We start from the raw sequence: 24,387 nt of genomic DNA, 5'->3' as shown, positions 1-24,387 counted from the left end.
TTTTCACAACATGAAAGTCAGCATAATCACTTTACAATTTCTTAATATCACTCTGTTTTAAAGGGGATTGAATTTGGCAGCTAAGACTAAATGCAGCCTATAAATTGAAGAGTAAAAAGGTCAAAAATGTACTTTTGAAGCAACGGATTGCCACATAAACCAGAACTTGCACCACTTACTGACCCGCGAATCAGCATGCTGATTAATTTTCAACAGGATACTTATTTGTCCTTTTCATATCGAGACCTATAATTTAAAACCGGTTTGCTTCAAGTTAGGCGGTGCTTAAACACACTTATATAAAGATCAAGGCTGTCGCGGTACTTCCGACCCATAAGCCCTGCCGCAAAAAAAAACGCAGCTATCGTTTGATGAAAGCTGCGTTTTTTTGATGTGATTTATTTTACAACAATTTCCGTTTGGTGATACCCTTACCGAACCGGTAACTGAGTGTTACTTCATGTGTAGCCAAATTGAACCCGCCAAGATTACTTGATGAAGTGCCAAACTGGTAGCTATAACCAATATGCACCTGATCAAGGTTTAGTGTAATAATTCCTGCAGCCAGGTTCTGACTGGTACGGTATCCGGCGCCAAGCCCCAGCGTTTCTTTCATATAAAAAATGCCGGAGATATCCGCTACCAGCGGGACATCCTTTGCATAAGAAACCAATACCGATGGCTTTAACTTGAAATCCTCTCCCAAATCTGCCAGCAGTGCTCCTGTAAAATAATAGTGACTTCTAAAGTTATAAGTACTTTGTACAGATGCTGTTCCAAGGCTGGTTATTGTTAGTTCCGGCGCAGATATTCCCAGGTAATACCAGTCAGTAAAATACATTACACCAAAGCCGATATTAGGCCTTGTTTGTCTGACATCATTAGCAAACGAAGGATCTTCTGGTCCAAGTGTCGAGTAATTAGCCACATAGTTTCGAATGCCTGCATTTAATGATACGGCAAGGTAGTCGCTTTGCCCCAATTGTATCGCCTTTGAAAAATAGGCGTTTACTTCTGTTTGGTGCTCTATTGCAATCTTGTCATTAAAAATAATAAGTCCGGCCGCTCCGTTGATAGATTCAATAGGCACGTTGCCATTTAATAAAAGCGTAGTCGGGGCGCCATCTATTCCTACAAATTGCTTTTTAGCCATTGTATTTACAGAATAAGCCTGATCAAGCACCGAATAAGCCGGGTTAAACGGCGTCAGGTTATCCATGTACTGTGTAAAGCTGAAGGATTGACTTTGTGCTTTCAACTGCTCCCCTCTCCCCAACCAAAACAAAACCAACAGCATTACTACAGTTCTTACACGCATACCTCTTTTTCCCTGTCTGAATTTTTAATATTTTAATACAATAAACCCTGTTTTGTGAACTACGTCTTTGCCTACCTTATAATCCAATGAGTAAAAATAAGTACCCGGCTCCTGCAACTTTCCGTTTGTGCTGGCATGCCCGTCAAATGCTTTTGTCGCATTGTCATACCCTTTCGCTTCGTAAACTAAAGCGCCGCTCCGGCTCATAATCTGTAGCGTATTTTCAGGGTAAGCTGTAATTCCGTCTATTTTCAACACGTCACCGTTTCCGTCACCATTCGGTGATACGTTCTGGTGTACCTGTATATCAGGTGTTCTTACCGGGGCCACAGCTACCAGCGTTGCATCGTAAGTAGAGGCAACTACCGGCGGTGCTAGCCTGGTGATAACAGTGCTATAGGTATTGGTGGTGGTATTGTCCTTCGCTGTTACTACTGTGGTAATCGTATTATCACCTTCGTTCAGAGAAATAGCTGATGACGCGGTGCCGGAAGTAACCGGTGTGCCGTTCACTGTTACCGTTGAGGTAGCATCCTGCGTTACTGGTGTTACCGTTACTGAGCTTACCGTATTGTTTACCGTTGCAGTATAATCTCTGTAATCAGGGCCGCTTACCGTGGTTGTCGTGATTCTCGGGCTGAAAGTTAGCGATGACAACAGCGCATTTACGCCTCTTGTTATAACAATGCTGTAAGTACGTGTCCCGGATGCATCTGGTGCAGTTACTATCGTAGTAATTGTATTATCACCCACATTCAGCGGGATTGAAGCCGAGGCTGTCCCTGATGCTACAGTAGTGCCGTTTACTGTGATAGTAGCACTTGGATCCTGGGCAACCGGTGTTACTGTTACGGAACTTACTGCATTGCTTACATTGGCGGTATAGTCCTTATAATTAGTACCTGATACGGTGACGGCCTTTATGTAAGGGTTAAATTTCAGCGAGGTTAGCAAGGTGCTGTAAGTACGGGTGATTACGATGCTGTAGGTTTTCGTCGTAACCCCATCCGCAGCTGTTACCACAGTATTGATGGTATTCGCGCCCATATTCAATGCTACAGGATCAGACGTAGCACCTGAAGCTACCGTAACGCCGTTAACTTTTATAGTTGAGGTCGGATCCTCTGCTATCGGCATTACCTGAACCGAACTTACCGAGCTGTTTAATGATCCTACGTAATTCTTAAAATAAGGACCTGACACCGGAGTAATAGTTAACGGCGGGCTAAACTTTAACGAACTTAACAGTGCATCACCCTGGCGCGTTACTGTAATACTATAGGTATTTTGGGTAACACCATCCTGTGCAGTTACCACTGTGGTGATAACGTTTGCCCCGATATTAAGTGCTATTGGGGTTGATGAAGTGCCTGAACTTACAGTAGTACCGTTAACTGTTACCGTAGCAGTTGGGTCCTGTGTTACCGGTTTTACGGTAATTGAGCTAACTGAATTGGCAACTGAACTAATGTAATCCCTGTAATCTGGGCCAGATACGGTGACAGCTTTTAGGTACGGATTAAATGTAAGCGAACTTAAAAGCGCATTGATCGAAGGGGCCCGGGTTACGGTAATTGTATAGGTTTTTGTCGTTGCACCGTCCTCTGCTGTTACCAGAACATCAATTGGGTTACTGCCGACGTTTAGTGCCAGTGCTCCGGAAGCGGCGCCGTTGCTTACTGCAGCATAGCTGCCACCGTTTACTCTTACCTGGATAGTTGCAGCTGCATCTGTTGAAGTTGGCGTTACCGTGGTAGTAGTTGTGTTGTTTGGTACAGCAGCTGTATAGCTGGTAGTAGCCGCATCAAATGCTGGTGTAAAGCCGCCGGGGGCTGTTGTACTCAGGTTTGCCAGTGTTGCATCTGCTGATACTACATTGAATGTTCCTGATGGTCCCGCCGCAACGGATATGTTGCCCGGAATGTCAGCAGCGGTACCAGCAGCTATCGATATGCCAAGGGTACCCAGGCCGGTAATATTTGAAACCGTTACCGTGTATGATTGGCCCGAGCCGCTTAAGCTGACCGTGCCTGTAGCCGTACCGGTTGCGTTCAACGTAATGTCGCCGGTTGACAGGGTGCTGTAATTAAAGTTGGCATCACTGTAAGTAACAGCGTAAGTTACCGGGTTTCCGGCGCCGTTACCTGCTATTGCCGGTGTTGGCGCACCTATGTTAATTGCAGGAGGTGTTTTATCAAATATCAGCACCGTGCCAAAATCTGTATTGGAATAATTCCGGATGTTGCCCGCCAGATCGGTAGCGCTAAGCGTCCATGGAACATTGCCTTCCGTATCTCCCGAAGTCTCCGTATACACACCTGTCCAGTTCTTGTTACCGTTCGATGGGGTAACGCTTACCGCGTGGCCGCCTATTGTCATGGTCAGGCTTTGCAAAACTTCATTGTATCCAATGCTCAAAGTAATATTATCGCCTACCTTAGCATACTGCGAGCTGTTGCCGTTATTGCTAAAATAAGAGCCTGAGGTAAGTGTCGCAGGGGTTTTATCAATCGTGTAAACCTCACCGGCGAAAGGCAAACTTGTAGTTATTCCCGGCGATACTCCGGTTGCATTCGCCAGGTTTAATTGAATTGTACCGTCGCCTGTACCTGTACTTACCGGTATGGTCCAGGTTGTTCCTGATCCGGTTACGGTACCTATGCTGGCACCGCTAACACCTGTAGTGGTCAATGAGAAATTGCTGGCAGTTAAACCTGTTATTGATCCTGCAAAAGTAGCCGTGTAAGAAACAGATGATGCATTAGTAGGTGTTGCTCCTGCGCGGGCCAAAGAAGTTATGGCCACCGGCGACTGTGCTGTGAAATTATTAGGATTGTTTGTTCCTGTAGTTTGCAGATAGTTTTCAGCGCCGGCCACCCCGTTATATTCTAACACCATCACCCTATAAGTTTGACCGGCAGTAAGACCAGTAAGATTTACATTGGCAGGAGAACCTGTACCATTATAAATACAATACCAACCAGTGCTAGCAATTTGGGTACCTGAACCAAAGTTTACATTAGCTGTATAAGTAGTACTGTTAACAGGTGCGGGACTACCGGTAGATGCGTTAGCTATGAATGCTACCCTTGAAGTTCCGTTACCGTTAGCTGACCATGTGGCAGTAGCCGTTGTAGCACCTATACTTGAAAAACTAACACCTGTTGCAGCAGTTGATGCAGGCCCAAATAATTGCACCAGGCTACCATCAATACCACCGCCTTCGCTGCCATCGGCAACAAAAATATTATTACTGCTTAATGCCGCAATGCCAAAAGGATAAAAATTACCATCGGTACCAAAATTGGTGTAAAGCGTGAGCGGAGATGCATTTGAGCCGCCCGCATATTCAACAAGTGAATAAGCGCTGCCTGCACTTGTTCCGTTTGTAGCATAAACGTTTCCTGCTGCATCAGTTGCCAAAGCCCTGGTTCTTTTTCCGGTTGTAAAAGTTGAGGGCGTGTAAGTATTTCCCGATTTTGTAAGTTTATAAACATGGCCCCCGTCTGTGGCCGGCGAAGTAATATCAAATGCATCTGCTACATATATGTTTCCGCTAGGGTCAATTGCAAGTCCGGTTATGTTGCTGTAACCGTCAGCTGACGATAAGGCGTTTAAGTATAACTGATTATAAATTACAGTTGCACCGCTGGTTGAAGGAACACCTCCGGAGGCCGGAAATTCAACAACCTCGTATGATCCGCTTGGCCCTGCTGAAGAACTGGCATGATAACGAAGGCAATAAAGATTATCGCTTGCATCTACCGCAAGTGAAGTAAAACCTGCAAGATCCGCAGTGCCGGTAAAGAATGTTGACGCAGCATACGTACCCGAATTATTTGTCAACTTGATGATATTACCATAAAACGCCGGTGTACCTGTATAATTTGTTGTGGTAGTTACATACACATCTCCATTACTGGTTACAGCCAATCCAAAAGCATAATCATCAGTTTGTCCATCAGCATTACTAAAAGGTATAGCATTGCCGGTATATATAGTGGCCGGGCTGCCTGTGCCATTAGTGTATTTTAAAACCTTTGCATAGTCGTTAAATCCATTCTTTGTAATGGCCTCTACAACATATACGTTACCACTTCCGTCTTTGGCGACCGCCGATGACCATACATTAGCAGCTAAAGTTTTAGCAGTGTACTGCGCGTTAACAGAGAGCGTTGCCCCCAAAAAAAGGATAATTACTGCAGCAGCGTAATAAACTTTTGTAAAAATTTTCTTCATAACCTTTTTCTTAGATACACAAATATGGATTTTGCCAGCCGCTTACACTTCCTTCGTGGATGTCTTTAAACGCCTCCGAATCAAATTTCAAACCTTTGCCCTGGCCTATTACTGTTTTATATATTTTATTTATTGATGTTTTAACACTTACAATATCTGTTACCGGAAGGGAAAAGCCCGATGCCGGATAAAAGTTACGTTCGCCCCTGGGTCCTATTATCGACTCCTTTTGCAGCAAATCACAAATTTTACTCCACTCCCTCTTTTGAATTAGCGGTTTAATTTCCCGTAATGCAAGGCCTATTTCGTATCCCAGCAACCCAAACACGTTTGCCATTTGCCCACCCGTTTTTTCGAACCGTTTCACAAATTCAGCATTGCGCACATTTTCGTCGTTCCGGTTCCAGGTACTTGCTGAAAAGAATTCAAGATCTAAACCAGCAGCATCTTCCAACAGGTCATCGTAAGCCATATTTTCCACAACTACCAGCGGGATTTTTTTATGAAACCCCGACTCTTTCCACTTCTGCAAAAAATCGTTCCCAATGCTTCCGGCAAAAATTGCGTGAACATATGGAGGTGGATTTTTTTTGATCTTTTCGAAAAAATCATCAAGATCCAAATTTTTCGGGTTGTTTTTATCATGCGGTATTACGTGCATATTCAACCTGTTTACACCAGCATCTATTGCCCCTTTGTGGAAAGCGTTGCTGATATGATAACCGGCCTCATATAATGTCATTACCATCAATCCGCCGTCACCGTATTCTTTAGCAGCCCAGTTACCTAAGGCATATTGTGTTTGCCAAATTTGCTGTGACGAGTAAAAAACCCTCGGGCTTAGGTAGTTGAACCAGGGAATATATTCACCCATATCAACAAAAAAACCCAGTTTATTGTGGCGTTCTATCACAGGAATGATTTCAGGGATTGACTGATAATTAATTAATCCCGAAATAATATCAACCTGTTCAAAAAATACCAACCGGTTTACGGCTTCAAGTACACTGGCAGGATCGCCCATTTTAGTGTACACCGGTATAAATTGTATTTCATTTTTTTTTGCAGCACCGGGGTATATTCCTAATAGCATGCCTGCCATCAGGTGTTGTCCGTAATAGGGATAAATGCCGGAAAACGGCGTCAATATTCCTATTTTTATAGGTCCTGTCATTGGCAGGATAGTTTATATATTAACATTTAGTTTCTTGGAGGGAAAATTCCGTTCATTGCTATTAAATGAGTTACTGCCAAAAAAGGCTGCATCACAGGTACAGGAATTGAGCCTCCACCGGGGTTGACCCCAACAGCCAGCGGGTTTAAAGTCACATTTGGCACTCCGGGAGTCAAATAGTAGTTCGGCGCTTTTCCGCTAATGCCACCGGCCTTAGGTCCTTCAGCAAAAAAAGCATTAGCCGGTGAATTAGAAGCTGTTGCTACTGTTGATCCGTTAAATGCATTTACCAGGTGAGTGTGCACAGGAATATTACCACTTAATAAAGTAACACTTTCCTCTCCTGCACTTTCACCGATCACATATTCAGTTAGGCCTGGCCCCGGTCCTTGTCCTATCGCGCCGCGTCCCCTAAGGTCTGGCAGGGCAAAGTTTGAAGTTCCGTTGCCACCGTAATAAGTGCCAAGTAGAGAAAACAAAGCTGTATTTTGTGATATAGGTAGTAATTGACCTGAGCAGAACCGAAATCCGCGAATTTCGAAGTTGCCCGCAAAAATGATTACACATCCTAAATATGGATCCATAAGGCTATTGGTTTAATAAAAATTTCTATTCTTTTAATTAATTCTAGTTCAATGCAAGTTATTTAGTTTCTCGACGGAAAAATTCCCTGTAATGCTACACTGTAGTTAAGGGCCAAATAAGGTTGCAGTATTGAAACAGGCTGACTTCCTCCCGCAACAGCAATTGACGTTGCATTCATCGTGGTATTGGCACTGGTTGTATATTCGTTTACGTTTACACCACCTATAACCGGCCCCTGAGCCAGCAGGTTACCTGAGGGTGCTCCGGAATTACCTGCACCTGTATTGGCATTCATCAAGTGATTATGTGACGGCAAATTGCCAGGCAGCAGCGTAGTGCTTTGCGTACCCGATACTTCGCCAAGGACGTAATTGGAAAGCCCGGGGCCCTGGCCAGTATGAAGAGCCACACGGCCGCGTAAATCAGGCAGTGCAAAAGTCTGGACGCCGTTTCCCCCGTAGGTAGTGCCCAAAATAGAGAATAGCGCCTGGTTTTGTTGTATCGACATTAATTGGCCAGCACAAAGCGCCCACCCTTTTGGATTGAAATCGAACCCGAGCAGAATAATTTGACCTAAATATGGTTCCATGATATGAGATTAAGGTTGCTTTTTATTTTTCAGATCAGTTGTCGGGATAATCGCCGAACTCACTGATTATATTTAATTGTTTATTTATTAGCGCCTAATTACGTGACGGGTATATACCGTATAAGGAAATTACATAATTCATTGCTAACACCGGTTGAACTATAGAGAAAGGAATATTGCTTCCGGCCGATGATAAGGTAGAGGCAGCCAATGTAGCGTTAGGAGTAGCGGTGTTGTAAAAATTTTCGGGAGTGGTACCGGAAACTACTGCAGCCATGTATGAACTTGTACTTGCTGTCGACGTTGTACCTGCGCCAGAGTTGGCATTGATAAGATGCGTATGCGAAGGCATCGTATTGGTGGTGAGCGTAACATTTTCAACACCTGACCTTTGGCCGATAACGTACTGGCTTAAACCCGGCCCCTGGCCCTGGCCGACGATCATCCTTCCACGCAAATCAGGCAGCCCGAAGGTCTGTACCCCATCGCCGCCGAAAGTAGTACCTAACAAAGTGTATAAAGTATCATTTTCTGATATTGCGACCAGCTGGCCCTGGCAAAACGAAAAACCGGCAATAGGAAAATTCCCTCCGAAAATGTAAATGGCTCCAATAAAACTTGGGTTCATAAGGTTTAAGTTTAAATTGTATTAAGTTTAGCAGTTCAATATTAAATAGTTTTTTTTACAATACAAAAAAAATAATCAAATAAATTTTGCCGTTAATAATTTATTTGATTTATGAACGTTTATCAATGTATTTTAGGTTCAACACTATTCCTTATATAATTTTTATTAAAAAACTCTTTTACAGAACTTTAATAAAAAAAATCTCAGAAAAAAAGCGAAACACCCAACTACAAACTTCGGTCAGGTTATTTTCTCTAAATTATTTTTTTATTATTATTTGAAAAATACTATATATTTATCGTCTCTAATTAACTTATTAACTACATCACGATGAATAAAACCCGCAGAGTGTTTTTAAACCAAATATCTCTTATGGCCGCAACAGCCGCATTTTGTAAACCGATGGCTTCTGCAGCAGCTGTTAGCAAACAGATTAACACAATCCACTCGTCAAAAAATGCGGTAACTATATATCACACCAATGATCTGTTGGGGAATATCGAAGCTGCTTATAAAAACACAGGCGGACTAAGCCGGATCAAGGCTGAATTGGAGAAACAGGAAATAAGCGGATTACTTTTAGATGCGGGCAGCTTTATAAATAGCGCGACCCCGCTCTCGCAACAAAAACAGGTAATAGCGATGATGAACAGCATGAACTATCATGCTGCAGCAGTTGGAAAACAAGAGCTTTCCCTTGGACAAGACCATTTAGCTTCCCTTGCACCTTTCGTAAAGTTCACCTTATTAAATTGCAATTACGAGTTTGATGATAATTTAAAGAAAATAGTAAAGCCCTATATTATAATAAATAGCGGCGGTTTCAAAGTAGGCGTCACTGCAGTTGGTTCTCGTATAAATAATATAAAATGCAGTGATGCTATTGAAAGCGCAAACACGGTAGCTCATTTATTAAAAAACGATGAAAAATGTGACCTTGTTATTTGTTTGTCGCACCTGCCGTTAATGCTTGAGGGCACAGCGCCTGATAATCATAAACTCGCCGCACAATCTAAAAATATCGATATGATCATCGGCGGTAATAATGACAAACTCCTTATAAACACTAAGATACTTAGTAATAAATCCAAACACGAAGTAATTTTGGCTCAAACAGCGTGGAATGGCATGATAATGGGCCGCACAATAATAAACTTTGACAGCGATAAACAGAAGAACGGAATTAGAGCAAAACATTTTATCCCCGGAACACCTGTTAAATCATTTGCTGGTTCTTTCTCGAGGCTGCAGCTGGCGAAAGACCTTCCATTGCCCGTTTAATTTAATTATTGATTGTGATCTCCCCTGTTATTAATACCATCACGCAGTTTTTACAATTCGCGGGAATAGGATTTGCATTCCGCGATATAGAAACAGAATCCTTTTTACCGGGACTGGAATTGGAGGACGGAAAAATAATCATTGACACGAAAAAATTGTTACACCCGGGTGACATACTCCATGAAGCAGGTCACCTGGCAACTTTACCTTCCGATATACGCTGCTCCGTAAGTGGCCGGCTTCCGGATACAGATATGCACCGTTCAGGTGAGTTGATGGCGCTGGCATGGTCATACGCAGCCTGTTTGTTTACCGGAATAGATCCGCAAATTGTTTTTCATGAGCATGGATACAAAGGTGAAAGTGAAAATATTTTGCAGAACTTTAAAGCCGGACGATATTTGGCTGTGCCTGGCCTTGAATTGCGGGGAATGACATACGGCAAAAAAAAAAGCCGAAGAACTTAACACTCTGCCCTACCCCTATATGTTAGCCTGGGTTCGAAAAACCTAAAAAATATTTTATGATACGCTATGCGAAATTAGGACTAACCTTTGACCTGCAGGCAATGCAAACAGAATTAGCAGTTACCGGCCAGGATTGGCAGCCGCATCTAAACAAGTATCATTACACCGGCTCATGGGACGTGCTTGCTTTGCGGTCTCCCGGAGGCGATCATAAAAACATCGTTCCCGAATTGATGGGAAAACATAGTGAATATAAAGACAATGTTTATATGGAACGGTTCTCTTCTGTAAGGAAACTACTGTCAGAACTGCATTGCCCCATCATGTCGGTAAGATTTTTAAATTTAAAGGCAGGTGCCGTAATTAAAGAACACAGAGATAATGAGCTGGCCTTTGAAAAAGGAGAAGCGCGGCTTCATTTTCCGGTAATTACCAATCGCGAAGTGGCATTTTATTGCGAACAGGATCGGGTATTTTTGCAGGAAGGCGAATGCTGGTATCTGAATGCTAATTTACCACATCGCGTGTCGAACAACAGCAAGGCCGACAGGGTTCACCTGGTGATTGATTGTACCGTTAATGATTGGTTAAAGAATATGATCACCTCATCCGATCAAATAGTTTATAAAAAAGAACAAGTTGATGATAATCTTTTAAACATGATTAAACATTTAAGATTCCAAAATACGGAGGATTCCAATAAACGTGCTGATGATCTGGAAAAAAAGGTAAGAATTTTACTAAGTAACAGTGGAAATATTTAAGCTTACAGCCGGATATGGATCATATTGAAATTGAGAATTGGATCCCTTATAAATTAGCTACATCAGCCGGGCAGTCGCAATGTCATTGGCTACATACCGTTGGCAAGCAATTTACCGAACCTTTTTTTGACGAAACCATTTTGAAATGCCGTTCGGCAAACAACCGTTATTATGAATTCTCTTCGGTTAGTGCACTTGAAATGACGGTTTCCTGGGCCGGCGGCTTAAAAGAGGTGGTACCTGCAGCTTTCATCTTTCATATCTCACGTTGCGGCTCAACCCTGGTTTCGCAACTGCTGTCAACAATGGAACAAAACACTGTATTATCAGAGGTTCCTTTTTTTGACGACATTTTGCGATTACCTTTTAAAGAACCAAATTTTACCGAAGCCGAAATAAATAATTTATTGGTAAGTGCTTTTAAATATTATGCAAGGGAAACCGCAGGCGCAGTAACCCTGCAAAAGAAAGACTTATTTATTAAGGCCGACAGCTGGCATATTTTTTTTTACAGGCAGCTGAGGCTGCTTTATCCCGGGGTTCCTTTTATTTTGCTGTATCGCAGGCCTGATGAAGTGTTTCGGTCACACAGCAAATTACCCGGAATGCAGGCTGTACCGGGCATGATTGAACCCCAGTTATTTGGCTTTAAACCTGAAGAGATCGGTCACGATTCTTCTATTTACCTGGCAAATGTATTAACAAGCTATCTACAAAAGTACCTCGAAATTGCAGCGAACGATGAGCGTTGCATGTTGATTAATTACAATGAAGGCCCTATGGAAATGATAAAAAGGGTAGCTTCTTTTTCAAATATAACCATTAGTGCTCAGGCGCTTGAGTTAATGGAGCAACGCAGCCATTATCATTCAAAAAAGCCTGGTGAGCATTTCAGGAAAGAAGCCATGGCCGATATCCCCGCACATCTTGAAAAAGCAATGGAGCTGTATTATATATTAGATAAAAAAAGAATGGCAATGCTTTAATTTTGCTATTATGCTATACATTTAAATATTACTTTTAAGTGTTTGTTTTTTTGTTTAGCTTAAAAATCAAAAAGTTTATACTAAATCTTACATAATTGAAAATAATTTTACTAACCGGCGGCCTGTATTCCATACCAGTTATTCATTACCTATCGGCGCAAAAACTGTTGCACAGTATTGTTTCGCCAGGAAAAGCCAATAAAAACAATATACCAATTGAACTTAATGCTCAACATTTAAATATTCCTTTTAAACGTTTTTTAAAAGAAGAGCTGAATATAGGCTTTAAGGATTGGCTTACTGAAGCGCAGGTGGATGCCGTATTTGTATTTGGTTGCCCTTATAAAATTTCGCCAACGTTGACAGCCCTGCCCAAATTTGGCTTTTTCAATATCCATTTCAGCTTATTGCCTGCTTACAGGGGTAAGTCGCCTGTTTTTTGGCAAATAAAAAATGGGGCGCAAACCGGTGGTATAACCATACACCAGGTTACAGAAAATTACGACGATGGCCCGATGTTAATGCAGCACGAAATATCCATTGCACAAGGTGAAAGTTTAGGCTTGTACACCAATCGCCTGGCGATGGAGAGCGTACAGGTTATTTCAAAAGGAATTGAAAAACTGAACACTACGGGGAATGACTTGCTTTTCCCTCAAAATGAAAACAACGCCAGTTATTTTGCCGCGCCCGTTATTGATGATCTTAAAATTGATTGGGAAACACAATCGGCAAACGAAATTGAGAACCTCGTGAATGCTACCAACCCTGATTACGGCGGAGCAGTAACGCAATTTAGGGGTTTGCCGTTCAGGATCCTGGAAGTTAATTTAGTCCAGGTAAATAACCCTTCAACATTCATCCCGGGTTCGATTGTACATTCAGATGTTAACTACGGTGTGATTGTTGCCTGTAAAGAAACACAGTTTCTTAGGCTTAACGTAGTTCAATTCACAGAAGGTATATTTTCCGGATTCAAACTCGCCGCACTTGGTATTGCAGCCGGCGAGCACTTCGAAAATGCAGCAAATCTTTCTGGCCTAACTATTAACTCATAAATTAGCTTTAATTTTATACCACTGCTATGTCAGATCTGTTATTAACGCCATTTGAAGAAGCCGGGCAATTGCAAATAATGCATTTGAAAAGATTTTGGCATAAATGCATGCTAAAAAGAAATGGCCAAATAAATTCAGGTGGCCTTGAAAACGAATTCCAGCTTGATAAGACCTTGCTTTTTACACTTGGCCTTGGACTTGAGCAAACTGTTAGATATTTATACGGCACAGCGCCTTCGTTTGAGGAGTTTGAGCAGTGGATACTTGAAACCAGCGGAACGCCATCACCAGAAAAAATTATACGTTTTAATAATGCTATTATAAATAAAAACAATCCCGGCGAGGTTGCAATTCAGAAAATCCTGGACGATGAACAGGTTGATTTTTGGGAACGGAACGGTTATATTGTTTTAAAAAATGCAGTACCAAAAGAGGATTGTGAAAAGACCATTGAAACAATTTGCAGTTTTATTCAAATTGACCGCAATAACCCCGATACCTGGTATAATCAGCACCACGCAAGGCAGGGCATTATGGTTCAGCTTTTTCAACACCCTGTTCTTGAAAAAAACAGAGATTCCCCATTTATACGTGCTGTTTTTGAGCAGCTATGGAACCGTAAAGATATTTGGGTTACCGCAGACAGAGTTGGCTTCAATCCACCGGAAACGGAGAACTGGAAATTTCCGGGGCCGCGACTGCATTGGGACACAAAACTAAATTTACCACTCCCTTTTGGACTACAGGGAATTCTCTACCTTGCCGATACCGAAGCAAACCAGGGAGCCTTTAGCCTGGTACCAGGTTTCCACCACCGGCTTGACAGCTGGGTAGGAAGCCTGGGCCCCGGCGCTGACCCATATAAAGAAAACCTTTACGAGCTGGGGTGTATTCCAATAGCAGCCAATGCGGGTGATTTTATTATCTGGCACCATGCATTACCACATGGCAGCAGCCCAAACACAGCTTCAAAACCGAGATTTGTGCAGTATTTTACTTACGACCCGGCCGGAATTGATTAAGAATATTTATTAGCCAATATGTTGTAATATAAAATCGCAAAGTAACCCGCCACATTGCGCAGTAGATTGCATATGGGTATTGATTAATAAAGCATAATTAACCGGCGTGTCATAGCTATCGTTTATCCCGGTTAAATTATGAAGCTTGTCAGGGTGGTCTTCGGGTAACAGGGCCCGCCGGTAAAGCCCTTTAGTATCCCTAGCTATCAAAACATCAACGTTGCAATTTATCCAAACAGTTTTGATACCATACTTAATTTCCAACTCCTTACGAATGTGCTCAAACGGATTTATTGCAGCAATAATCACAACATCACGGCTACCCGCAAATGAGTGAGCAGCATGGCCCAAACGCCTAATGTTTTCACAGCGGTCTTCCACAGAAAACCCCAGATCACGGCAAAGCGTTTTCCTGTAGGTATCACCATCAATTATTTCAACGGTAAGATGCCGATCTTCGAGCGCCTGCTTTACAAATTGTGAAAGGGTTGTTTTGCCTGAACCCGATAAACCGGTAAGCTGGATAATTAGCATATCCAAAAGTAATAAAACAGGCGAATTTTAAACCCCAATATTACGCTCATTATCTCACAAATAATCAAAGTAATATTGCTGTCACAATTACATTTAATTATTAATAAATGTAAATTAGCGTTATCAATGTCTATGAAAAAAACAATTATATTGCTGCTGAGTGCATTTTTTAGCATTACAGTTAAAGCGCAGTTACCTGATTATAAAACCCGTATTAAATACCTGTACGAGGGAATTAACAAACAACTTACCGACAAAAAGAACGGGCTTTATTATGAAACAACCGACAGCGCAAAAAATGAAAACCCCCACTCCTGGCTGTGGCCGTTATGCGCATTGATACAGGCTACCAATGAAATGGAAGTGTTACAACCAGGCCAAAAATACATGCAGCAAGTAGTAAATGCTATTGATCAATATTATAGTAATAAGCCGCCATTTCCGGGTTACCAGGATTACCCTTTAACAGAAAGAAAAAGTTCACGTTTTTACGACGATAACCAATGGATTGCTATAGCCTATCTTGATGCTTATCATCGTACAAACAATAAAAAATACCTGCATTCATCTGAAATGATCTATCGCTTTATGATGGGCGGGCTTGATACAGCATCCGGGGGCGGCTTGTATTGGAAAGAGGGTGATAAAAACACCAAAAATACCTGTTCAAACGGACCGGGTATCTTGGTGGCACTACAATTATACAAGATCACCAAACAACAACACTATCTTAATACTGCTTTAACCTTATACAAATGGGTTAACAAGTATTTGCAAGCGCCATCGGGCGTATATTATGATAATATTCAAATCCCGTCATTAAAAATCGGTATGGCAACCTACACCTATAATACCGGTACCATGTTGCAATCAAATGTACTGTTATATCGTTTAACACACGATCCGAAATACCTGGCAGAAGCGCAGCGAATTGCAAAAGCCGGAAAAGCTGAATTCTTTAAAAATGGACGGTTACCCGGCAACTATTGGTTCAATGCAGTAATGCTTAGGGGATATATTGATCTGTTTAAAATTGACAGCAATAAAGAATGGATGACGTTTTTTGAGGAGGATGCCGACAATATTTGGAAAACTGAACGTGACACCAGTAACCTATTGGGCCCTAAGCCAGCCAAAAGCCTGATTGACCAGGCAGCGATGATAGAGATATGCGGCAGATTGCAGGAATTGAATGAAATTAAATAACCATCCTTTTTTAATTTATAGATGAAAAAAAGTCTCATAATCGTAGCACTTGTACTTTTAAATAGTATTTTATTTGCCCAAAATAAAGAAATTAACCCTGGTGCTTTTTGGCCCGACAACAACGGCGATCATATCCAGGCACACGGCGGCGGTATTATAAAAATAAAAAACACCTATTACTGGTACGGTGAAGAACGCAGAAACGGCCTGGATACTAATTATAGGTATGTAAGCTGCTATTCTTCAGCCGACTTAATGAACTGGAAATTTATGGGTGATGTTGTTAAAATGCAAGACCCTGAAAATCTGGGTTACCGATGGATATTGGAGCGTCCAAAAGTTTATTACAATAAACCCACAAAAAAATATGTGATGTATTTTCACCTTGATACACGCAACTACAAATATGCCCGGGTAGGTATTGCAATTAGCGATAAACCCGATGGCGACTTTAAGTTTGTAAAAAGCTTCCGTCCGCTGGACCATGAAAGCAGGGATATTGGTCAGTTTGTTGATGATGATGGTACTGCTTACCTCGTTTTTGAAGATCGGGCCTTAGGTTTTCACATCGTAAAGCTTGCTGACGATTACTTGTCAGTGTCGGAAGAGATGAGTCTGGTAAAAGCCCCGCTTGAGGGCGGTGCAATAGTCCATTTTAAAGGGCTTTATTATGCAATAGGTTCGGCATTAACCGGATGGAACCCCAACCCCAACAAGTATGCAACTTCAAAATCATTAAAAGGGCCATGGACAGAATTTAAAGACATTGCACCTCCCCCAACAAATACTTATGGCTCGCAATCTACCATGCTGATTAAGGTAACCGGCACAAAATCAACTACGGTAATTTTCATGGGCGATCAGTGGCGGCCTAAAACACAATGGGACTCGCGTTATTTATGGATTCCTGTTGAAATTGGCGATGGCAAACTGTGGCTTCCTGAGCCGAAACCATTTACTATAAATATAAAAACCGGTGAGTATAAATATTCAAAATAATTAATGGCTTATGCATTAATAAGCTATTCCAAAAATCTTAGCGCCTGAATATTGTCAGGCAGGGTCATTAAGTACGTTTTTATACCAAGCTTTTTTGCTGTTTCCAAATGCTGGGGACTGTCGTCTATAAACAACGTTTCAGCCGGAACTAGGTCGTTTTCATTAAGCACCATCTCGAAAATTTCCGCTTCCGGTTTTCGCCTGCCTGTAAGGTGCGAGTAATACGTCTTTTCGAAAAGGTGATTATTACCATCGAACCCGAAATCGGTTTTAAGATAATCCATTATATAGTCGTAATGAATCGGGTTGATATTACTCAATAAAAAGGTGCGATATTGCGATTTGAGATTTGCCAAAAGTTCATGATTGCCCTTCGGGACCCCAACCAGCATACTGTTCCATGCGTTATTAATCTGCTGATCACTTAATCCGGGATTGCTCAATTTCCCGCGAATGTAAGCTCTGAATTCTTCAGCCCCTATGTCACCGCGTTCGAAACCGTCAAACACTTTATCCTGAGCGCGATGCCCGTAAAACTGACCGGGGTCAACTATCCCCAAATCTTTCCAAGCTTGCTGACCTTTTACAAAATCAAGAGAGAAAATTACATTTCCGTAATCAAATATAATGTTTTTAATACCAGGCATAAGTAATTCTGACTATTTAAGAAGCAAACATACAATAAGTAAAAATTAAATACCAGAGATAAACATTCACAAACTTTTAAATTTTGTGATATTTCATTTTCAAGTAAACAACTTTTTTTTACCTTTGCAACTCACAAAAATAACCGCGCCTATAGCTCAGTCGGTTAGAGTAGAAGACTCATAATCTTTTGGTCCCTGGTTCGAGCCCAGGTGGGCGCACTTTTAGGATATCAACCGATATCAAAAAGCCTGTAAATTAATTGATTTACAGGCTTTTACATTTTTAGCCATATCAAATTTTATCAAACTTTTCCGGGTTTCACGATACCTATTCCGTAACCTGTTTTCAATTTTTACCTTCGAGGTACGATTTAAGGGTTTAATTGATTGTATATCAATTAATTACGATCAATATTTTTTGGTGTTTTTTGCCATTTTTTGACCCTTTTTTAGTGCTAAAAACCGAAGGTTTCAATACCTATTTGAACTAAAATGTATCAAAATTGAAAAAGAAAAGAAGAAAATGAAGACGGTAAACACATTCGGAATCCAGTTTATTATCCGTGGGGATAAGCTAAAAAACGGCAAAGCGCCCATCTATGCACGAATTACAGTCAAAGGCGAGATCATCCATTTTGCTTTAAAACAATGGATTGACCCTGAACAATGGGACCCGCAGAGAGGTGCAGGGAAAAGAAATAAAGAAGCTAACCGTAAAATCAATGACGGGTTAGAACAAGTTAGGATGGCTTTGGGTAATTGCTACCAGCAGTTACAACTGAAAGGGCGTTTAATTACCCCTAATGCAATCAAGGATGCTTTTTTCGGTACCGATAACGAAGAACCTAACACATTAAGCCGCCTGGTAGAATACCATAACGAACAGGCCAAATATGAACTGGAACAGAGTACGCTTAAGCACTATTTCGTAACTCAGCGTTATTTAACCAAATTCATAGAAAATAAGTACCGTAAAAAGAATTTACTGCTACACGAGATCAATTATAAGTTTGTTGCCGACTTTGAAACATTCCTGCGGGCGCATAAAACCTGTAGACCATCAAAAGCCGCTGCAAAATAACGGTATCATGAAACACCTGATCCGTGTAAGGAAAATGACCAACCTGGCGATTAAATTGGAGTGGATGGCTAATGACCCTTTTAAAAATTATAAGATAAGGCACCAAAAAGTTGAAAAGGATTTTCTCACACAGTTTGAATTAGATAAGCTTGAAAAGAAAAGCTTTGATATTGAGCGCCTGACCATTGTTAAAGACCTGTTTGTTTTTTGCTATTACACCGGGCTTGCTTATGTAGATGTGATGAAACTAACCACTGATCATATCGTCAAGGGAATAGATGGCGAAGACTGGATCAAAACCGTTCGGCAAAAAACAAATATCCCCGTGAATACACCAGTACTTCCGCGGGCTAAAAGGATTATGGAAAAATACCTTAATCATTACAGGTCTGCAAAACTAGATACCATTTTCCCGGTTTTCTCCAACCAAAAGGTTAACAGCTACCTTAAAGAGATAGCCGACCAGTGCAGCATTAAAAAAACATTGACCTTTCATATCGCCCGGCATACTTTTGCGACTACAGTAACTTTGTCAAACGGTGTACCCATCGAAACAGTAAGCAAGATGCTCGGCCATACCAAGATTGCGACAACGCAGATTTATGCAAGGGTATTGGAAAAGAAGATCAGCGAGGATATGCTAAACCTTAAACTAAAGTTAACCTAATTGGGTAAAATGTATAATCTTAATTTGCAGATTGTAATTAACGGAATTTAAGACAAATTAATTCTTTTTTTTGATGCCTGGATTGTTCGATGCATTAAATACATATGAAGGCTTTATTTATTTCATTAAATAATAAAAAAATACCGTAAAAATACGGTAACTATTTGTTTTTCAGTATGTATATTTGAGTGTCACAATATTTTCTGCAATAGTTCTATTGTGATAGTCACCCTAAAACCTTTGCGATGTCACATTATCACTTTAAACAGGCTTGTTTCGTTTTTTGCACACTCTGGTTTTTACCTTTAGCGGGCGGGTACACTAAAGGTTTTGATTTTCAGCCCCCAGTTACCCATAAATATGCTTTGCTCGCCGGTATTAACCGCTATTCAAACTTGCTGGACGCTGATCAGCTCCAAGGATGTGTCAATGATATTACGCTGATGCGCGATTTTTTGGTACAGCAAAAGGGCTTTGATACGAAAAATATCATTTTTCTTCCGGATGACCAGGCAAATAAGAGGGGCATTGCCAGGGCATTTCAGAAACTCATCAGCCTGGTGAAACCTGGTGATATGGTAGTTATAGACTTTAGCTGTCACGGCTCCCAGGTGCCGGATGAGACGAACAAAGAATCGGATTATCTGGATGAAACACTGATCCCATCCGATTATGTGAATACCTACGACATGGCCAAGGAGACCTCCATACTCGACAGCGACATGGATGGGTGGCTGAATGCTATTACGAAGGTAACGTCAAACCTGACTGTTATCCTGGATGCCTGTCATTCGGCAGGAGCTACCCGCTTCCTGAGTGTCAAAACCAATAGGCTCAGACCCCGCTTTATTCCCGCGATCCTGTCGCATCAAGACAGCTTGCGAATGACTGGCACCAGACTGTTTGTTAATTCCAGGAGGTCTTTTCCCTATGTGCTGCTTTCCGGGTGCCAATCTGACGAATTATCGCATGAATATATTGATAACGGGACAGTATACGGGGCTTTTACCTTTTTCCTGATTAAAGAACTCAAGAAAGCTGATGGTGCTGTTTTATGGCCGGATGTCATAGAAAATGTCAAAAATGACGTACGGACTCATATCGATGACCAGACGCCCCAGTTATTGGGCGATCACCAAAATTCCCGGATATTCGGGGAAACGGCTCCTTCGGTCCCCTCGTTTGTTTACGTTACGCCACTAAGCGGTCAAATGGTGGAACTTTCTGAGGGACGCGCCACAGGAATGGAAATCGGATCGGTATTTAATGTCTATCCGCCTGGAACGCTGGACCCCGGTGCGGTTAAACCCGTTGCCCAGGTGGAAATTATGTCAACGGAGGCCTTCAAATCAAAGGCAAAGATCCTGAACGGTATGGTCAGCGTCAGAAACTCCAAGGCACGGGAGGTGGAACACGATTACCAAAGTGTAATGAACATTGCTTTCCAGGGAAACTGGAACAGTGCTGTTTTGGCAGGTTTGAAAAAATCCTTGCTGGCGGATAAATCCGTAGAGGAAGGGAGAGATAAGGCAGACCTCATCCTCCTTACGGTCAAAGATAGCGTTCAACTGTATTTACCCGGTAAAGCTGGCAGGGCGTTGTCCGGGTATATCATTACCGATCTTTCAATTCACGATATCCTAAATACCCAGCTGGCGCTTTGGAAAAAATGGGTTGCTGTGCTCAAGATAGAGAACCCGGCCAGCCAGGTCAGGTTTACGGTGGCGATGAGCAAAAGCCGTGATCTGGACCTAAGCAAACGTCTCGGCCATCCGGACTATGAATTTAAAAACGGGGAAAACATCAATTTACTGATCAACAATACTTCGGCAGATACCCTTTATTTTAACCTGTTAGACCTGAAAGACAATGGCGGCATTGACAACTTCAGCCTCGGTATGTTACTGGGGCAAGCGGCAAATGACCCGGTTATGCCGGGAACGTCGGTCAATGTGCCGTTAGCGATGACCGTCCGAGCAGGGCAGCCTTCATCCCTTGACGTGTTGAAAATATATGGGACCACCCGTGACCTCAAACTCAACCTGTTGAATCAGGCGGCACTTTCCGGACCAACGGGCAGCCTTGCTAAATTGATGGACAGAGATGTCGGCAAGGCAGCGAAGGTCCGGCTGGACGACTGGAATGTGTTGTCCCGTATTGTATTAATTACCCGCTGAAACTCCACATAAAAATCTGGAAGATGACGCCACATTTAAGATATCCGTTATTCCTTGTTATCCTGCTGATATTGACCATACAGGCAAAGGCACAGACATGGAATAAATTGAATGATGCGTTTGTCGATGCCTTTCAGTCAGGCCGGTACAAAGAAGCAGAACAGCTCGGCAAAAAGGCCTTGGCAAAATCGGGGCAGGTTTACGGGATGGATCATCTGAATTATGCGACTTCTGCCTATTATCTGGGGCGGGCTGAACGGCAATTGGGAAACAATGACGTCGCAGAGCCCTTATTGATAAAGGCATCGGCCATCCGGTTGAAAAAACTGGGCGTATTGTCAAAGGAATATATTGAGGTTTACAACAGCCTGGGTTTACTGTGCAGGGACGAAGGGCGTTTCCGCGAAGCCGGTGTCATCCTAGTCAAAGTGCTTGCCCTCAATGAAAAGACGCTGACCAGCAATAGTGTGATCACGGCCACTTCGATGGATAATTTGGCGGGCATGTACTTTTCAATAGGTGCGTATGAAAAAGCCGAGCCGCTTTTCGAGTCGGCTGTCAGGGTCAAGATCAACCTGTTGGGAGATAAGGATCCGCATTGTGCGGTTTCTATGAACAACCTAGGCATGTTGTTTTTAGAAAAGGGTGTTTTTGATAAAGCCGAACGTTTGTTCAGGCAGGCGCTGGCCATTTATGACCAGGCTTATGAACCTCCTTGCCCGCCCTGTGCCACCGAATGGAATAATCTTGGCTTATTATATAGCGACCGCGGCAATGATCTCGAAGCAGCCCGTTATTTCGTTAAGGCTTTGCGTATTAAAAAAGAAACCAGCGGGGATTCTACGGTGAGCTACGCCACGACCTTAAATAACCTCGCGGTTGTTTATCAGAAAGAGGGGCTGACCGCCCAGGCCGACAGCTTGTATCAGCGCGCCCTGGCCATCAAACTGGCTAAGCTGGGTCCGCAAAATCCGGAATACGCTACCGGTCTGGATAACCTGGGGGCATTTTACCTATCGATTAAGCAATACGACAAGGCTGCGCCGGATATTGAAAAGGGGCTGGAAATCCGGCAAACTTTATTCAGCGGGAACAATGCGGAGCTTGCGGAGTCACTGAACCACCTGGCCATGGTAGCACATCACCGGGGTGAATTCGAAAAGGCGCGAGCGGATTATCAGCGGGCGATGAGCATCCGGCTAGCTACGCTGGGAGAAAACCATCCTTCCTATATTGCATCTTTAAGTAATATGGCGGCTGTTTGCCTGGCCCTGAAAGATTCTGACCAGGCGGAAGGCTATTTTCGCAAGGCCAATAAAACCCTGATACGGCAGATCAAAACTTATTTCCCGGCCTTAAGTGAGAAGGAAAAGGGGCTCTATTTAGGCACGATAGACTTTCATTTCGATGCTTTTTATTCTTTCGCTGTTGCGCGCAGCCGTGCCCGGCCGGGGCTGCTGGCTGAAATGTATGACCTTCAATTATTACTTAAAGGTTTGCTGTTTAATACAACATCAAGGTTGAGGGTAGATATCTTAGGGAGCAAGAATGCCCTGTTGATCAATAACTTCAGGGAATGGGAATCGCTGCGGGAACAATTGGCTAAAGCCTATATTCTTGGCAAAACATCCCCGAATTATACGGACATGCAGGTCGACCGGCTGCAACAGCGTATCGGGCAACTTGAACAATACCTGCAAAAGAATGCGGCGGAATTTGGAGGCGAGTTCGGTGCCGCTCTTGACTGGTCTGCGATCCCGGCAAAACTATCCGGGAACTCCGCAGCGGTGGAATTGGTGCGTTATACCCGTTATGCCGGAGAGCGTACGGATAGCATTTGTTATGCGGCATTGATTGTTACTTCCGAAACCAAAGACCACCCCCAACTGGTGGCCCTGGACAATGGGGGACAACTGGATGGCCAGGTATTGCAGCGCTACACAAATTCTGTGGAGCGCCAGGGTACAGCTCGTGATATTATACCCGTAAAAGGTATGTTGGTCAGTCAAAAAGACCTGGATATGCTGTACGGGCAGTTCTGGGCCAAATTGCAGGCGGGGCTGAAAGGGATAACGAAGGTTTACTTTTCTCCAGATGGTGCTTATAACCTGATCAATCCTAATACGCTGCGCAACCCTCAAACCGGCAAATTTGTTTTTGACGAATTGGATATCCGTCTGCTGACCAGCAGCGCGGATCTGCTGAAAAGGCCGGGTTCGAGATTGCCCGGCACTCCGGGTAAGGCCATATTGTTCGGTAACCCTGCCTACGGGATGAATGCGTTTAAAGCCGGGGATACGCCACGGGTCGTTATTGAAGATCTGCCGGGGACTCAAACGGAAGTAAGCCATTTAAACGAGATTCTGGTTGCGGCTCACTGGCAGCCTGAAACATTTGTTGCTGAAAAAGCCAGTGAACAAGCGGTCAAGCGGATCCGCCATCCGGGAGTTTTACACCTGGCAACGCATGGTTTTTACCTCGGCGATACCACCCAGGACAAAAGAAGCCGTTATGCCGATAACCCGATGCTCTATACCGGTCTTTTATTCGCCGGAGCTGCCCGTACGCTCAACGCTGGTTCCGATATTGCGGACAGCACCCGGGAAGATGGCGTGCTAACCGGGTTTGAAGCGGAGAACCTGGATTTAAGGCAAACGGCGCTGGTTGTGCTTTCCGCCTGCGAGACGGGTCAGGGCGACCTGATCAGAAATGGCGAGGGAACTTACAGTCTGGAAAGAGCTTTTAAGACCGCGGGCGCGGGAGCTGTTTTATATAGTATGTGGCGGGTCAACGATGATGTCACCCAAAAGCTGATGGCTCATTTTTACACCTACTGGCTTGGCGGCGATGAAATGCATACCGCGTTGCGCCGGGCACAGGCTGACATCCGGTCAGCATTTCCCGACCCTTATTATTGGGGCGCATTTGTTTTGTCAGCCAGTCCGTAACCCTGCCGGGTGACCAG

The 24,387-nt window shown here is 43.0% G+C and carries 20 protein-coding genes and 1 tRNA gene; 13 read left to right on the top strand and 8 right to left on the bottom strand.

Features of this window, described 5'->3' with window-relative positions:
• Positions 1-403: 403 nt before the first annotated feature.
• The 6 genes from MuYL_RS11205 to MuYL_RS11180 all read right to left on the bottom strand — a co-directional run bounded on the left by MuYL_RS11205 (position 404) and on the right by MuYL_RS11180 (position 8,533).
• Positions 404-1,318, bottom strand: a complete 915-nt coding sequence (locus tag MuYL_RS11205) for a PorP/SprF family type IX secretion system membrane protein (protein ID WP_094570657.1) — start codon at positions 1,316-1,318, stop codon at positions 404-406.
• A gap of 24 nt (positions 1,319-1,342) precedes the next feature.
• Complete coding sequence (locus MuYL_RS11200) at positions 1,343-5,557, bottom strand: beta strand repeat-containing protein (protein ID WP_094570656.1); 4,215 nt, start codon at positions 5,555-5,557, stop codon at positions 1,343-1,345.
• A gap of 10 nt (positions 5,558-5,567) precedes the next feature.
• Positions 5,568-6,731 carry an ABC transporter substrate-binding protein gene (locus MuYL_RS11195; protein ID WP_094570655.1) on the bottom strand — a complete coding sequence of 388 codons (1,164 nt, stop codon included), beginning with the start codon at positions 6,729-6,731 and terminating at the stop codon, positions 5,568-5,570.
• Between the two features lie 26 nt (positions 6,732-6,757).
• Positions 6,758-7,315: a phage tail protein gene (locus MuYL_RS11190; RefSeq protein WP_094570654.1), complete on the bottom strand. Its 558-nt coding sequence runs from the start codon at positions 7,313-7,315 to the stop codon at positions 6,758-6,760.
• 62 nt (positions 7,316-7,377) lie between these two features.
• Entirely contained in the window at positions 7,378-7,905 is a 528-nt protein-coding gene (locus MuYL_RS11185) for a phage tail protein (RefSeq protein ID WP_094570653.1), read from the bottom strand.
• A gap of 94 nt (positions 7,906-7,999) precedes the next feature.
• Complete coding sequence (locus MuYL_RS11180) at positions 8,000-8,533, bottom strand: phage tail protein (protein WP_094570652.1); 534 nt, start codon at positions 8,531-8,533, stop codon at positions 8,000-8,002.
• A 330-nt stretch (positions 8,534-8,863) separates the two neighbouring features.
• Here MuYL_RS11180 and MuYL_RS11175 point away from each other — a divergent pair, with 330 nt between their 5' ends.
• From MuYL_RS11175 to MuYL_RS11150, 6 genes are all read left to right on the top strand, one after another.
• The gene (locus MuYL_RS11175; protein WP_094570651.1) at positions 8,864-9,814 is read left to right on the top strand and encodes a bifunctional UDP-sugar hydrolase/5'-nucleotidase; all 951 of its coding nucleotides are present in this window, start codon (positions 8,864-8,866) and stop codon (positions 9,812-9,814) included.
• Positions 9,815-9,828: 14 nt separating this feature from the next.
• Positions 9,829-10,281 carry a hypothetical protein gene (locus tag MuYL_RS11170; protein WP_157740770.1) on the top strand — a complete coding sequence of 151 codons (453 nt, stop codon included), beginning with the start codon at positions 9,829-9,831 and terminating at the stop codon, positions 10,279-10,281.
• A gap of 56 nt (positions 10,282-10,337) precedes the next feature.
• Positions 10,338-11,045 carry an aspartyl/asparaginyl beta-hydroxylase domain-containing protein gene (locus MuYL_RS11165; protein ID WP_094570649.1) on the top strand — a complete coding sequence of 236 codons (708 nt, stop codon included), beginning with the start codon at positions 10,338-10,340 and terminating at the stop codon, positions 11,043-11,045.
• A gap of 14 nt (positions 11,046-11,059) precedes the next feature.
• Positions 11,060-12,031, top strand: a complete 972-nt coding sequence (locus MuYL_RS11160; protein WP_094570648.1) for a sulfotransferase family protein — start codon at positions 11,060-11,062, stop codon at positions 12,029-12,031.
• 95 nt (positions 12,032-12,126) lie between these two features.
• Entirely contained in the window at positions 12,127-13,089 is a 963-nt protein-coding gene (locus MuYL_RS11155; protein ID WP_094570647.1) for a methionyl-tRNA formyltransferase, read from the top strand.
• 26 nt (positions 13,090-13,115) lie between these two features.
• Positions 13,116-14,111: a phytanoyl-CoA dioxygenase family protein gene (locus tag MuYL_RS11150; protein ID WP_094570646.1), complete on the top strand. Its 996-nt coding sequence runs from the start codon at positions 13,116-13,118 to the stop codon at positions 14,109-14,111.
• Positions 14,112-14,120: 9 nt separating this feature from the next.
• Here MuYL_RS11150 and MuYL_RS11145 read toward each other — a convergent pair whose 3' ends face one another.
• Complete coding sequence (locus MuYL_RS11145) at positions 14,121-14,645, bottom strand: adenylyl-sulfate kinase (protein WP_094570645.1); 525 nt, start codon at positions 14,643-14,645, stop codon at positions 14,121-14,123.
• Positions 14,646-14,777: 132 nt separating this feature from the next.
• On the opposite strand from MuYL_RS11145, the gene MuYL_RS11140 reads away from it, so the two are divergent.
• Together MuYL_RS11140 and MuYL_RS11135 are read left to right on the top strand one after the other, a co-directional pair.
• Positions 14,778-15,851, top strand: a complete 1,074-nt coding sequence (locus tag MuYL_RS11140) for a glycoside hydrolase family 76 protein (RefSeq protein WP_094570644.1) — start codon at positions 14,778-14,780, stop codon at positions 15,849-15,851.
• 21 nt (positions 15,852-15,872) lie between these two features.
• Entirely contained in the window at positions 15,873-16,850 is a 978-nt protein-coding gene (locus MuYL_RS11135; RefSeq protein WP_094570643.1) for a family 43 glycosylhydrolase, read from the top strand.
• Positions 16,851-16,873: 23 nt separating this feature from the next.
• Here MuYL_RS11135 and MuYL_RS11130 read toward each other — a convergent pair whose 3' ends face one another.
• Positions 16,874-17,497, bottom strand: coding sequence for an HAD family hydrolase (locus MuYL_RS11130; RefSeq protein ID WP_094570642.1), 624 nt, complete (start codon positions 17,495-17,497; stop codon positions 16,874-16,876).
• Between the two features lie 145 nt (positions 17,498-17,642).
• Between MuYL_RS11130 and MuYL_RS11125 the strand changes: the two genes are divergently transcribed.
• From MuYL_RS11125 to MuYL_RS11110, 5 genes are all read left to right on the top strand, one after another.
• Positions 17,643-17,716: transfer RNA gene (locus MuYL_RS11125), tRNA-Ile, on the top strand.
• Positions 17,717-18,020: 304 nt separating this feature from the next.
• Complete coding sequence (locus MuYL_RS23635; protein WP_245845838.1) at positions 18,021-18,578, top strand: phage integrase SAM-like domain-containing protein; 558 nt, start codon at positions 18,021-18,023, stop codon at positions 18,576-18,578.
• A gap of 7 nt (positions 18,579-18,585) precedes the next feature.
• A complete protein-coding gene (locus MuYL_RS23630; RefSeq protein ID WP_245845836.1) occupies positions 18,586-19,245 on the top strand; it encodes a site-specific integrase in 660 nt (219 codons plus the stop codon).
• Positions 19,246-19,490: 245 nt separating this feature from the next.
• Entirely contained in the window at positions 19,491-21,422 is a 1,932-nt protein-coding gene (locus MuYL_RS11115; protein ID WP_094570641.1) for a caspase family protein, read from the top strand.
• Positions 21,423-21,445: 23 nt separating this feature from the next.
• A complete protein-coding gene (locus tag MuYL_RS11110) occupies positions 21,446-24,370 on the top strand; it encodes a CHAT domain-containing tetratricopeptide repeat protein (protein ID WP_094570640.1) in 2,925 nt (974 codons plus the stop codon).
• Positions 24,371-24,387 lie beyond the last annotated feature (17 nt).

Origin of the sequence: Mucilaginibacter xinganensis, from assembly GCF_002257585.1 — a bacterium.
GTDB classification, from domain to species: Bacteria; Bacteroidota; Bacteroidia; order Sphingobacteriales; family Sphingobacteriaceae; genus Mucilaginibacter; species Mucilaginibacter xinganensis.
This window is presented reverse-complemented; position numbering and strand designations above follow the sequence as displayed.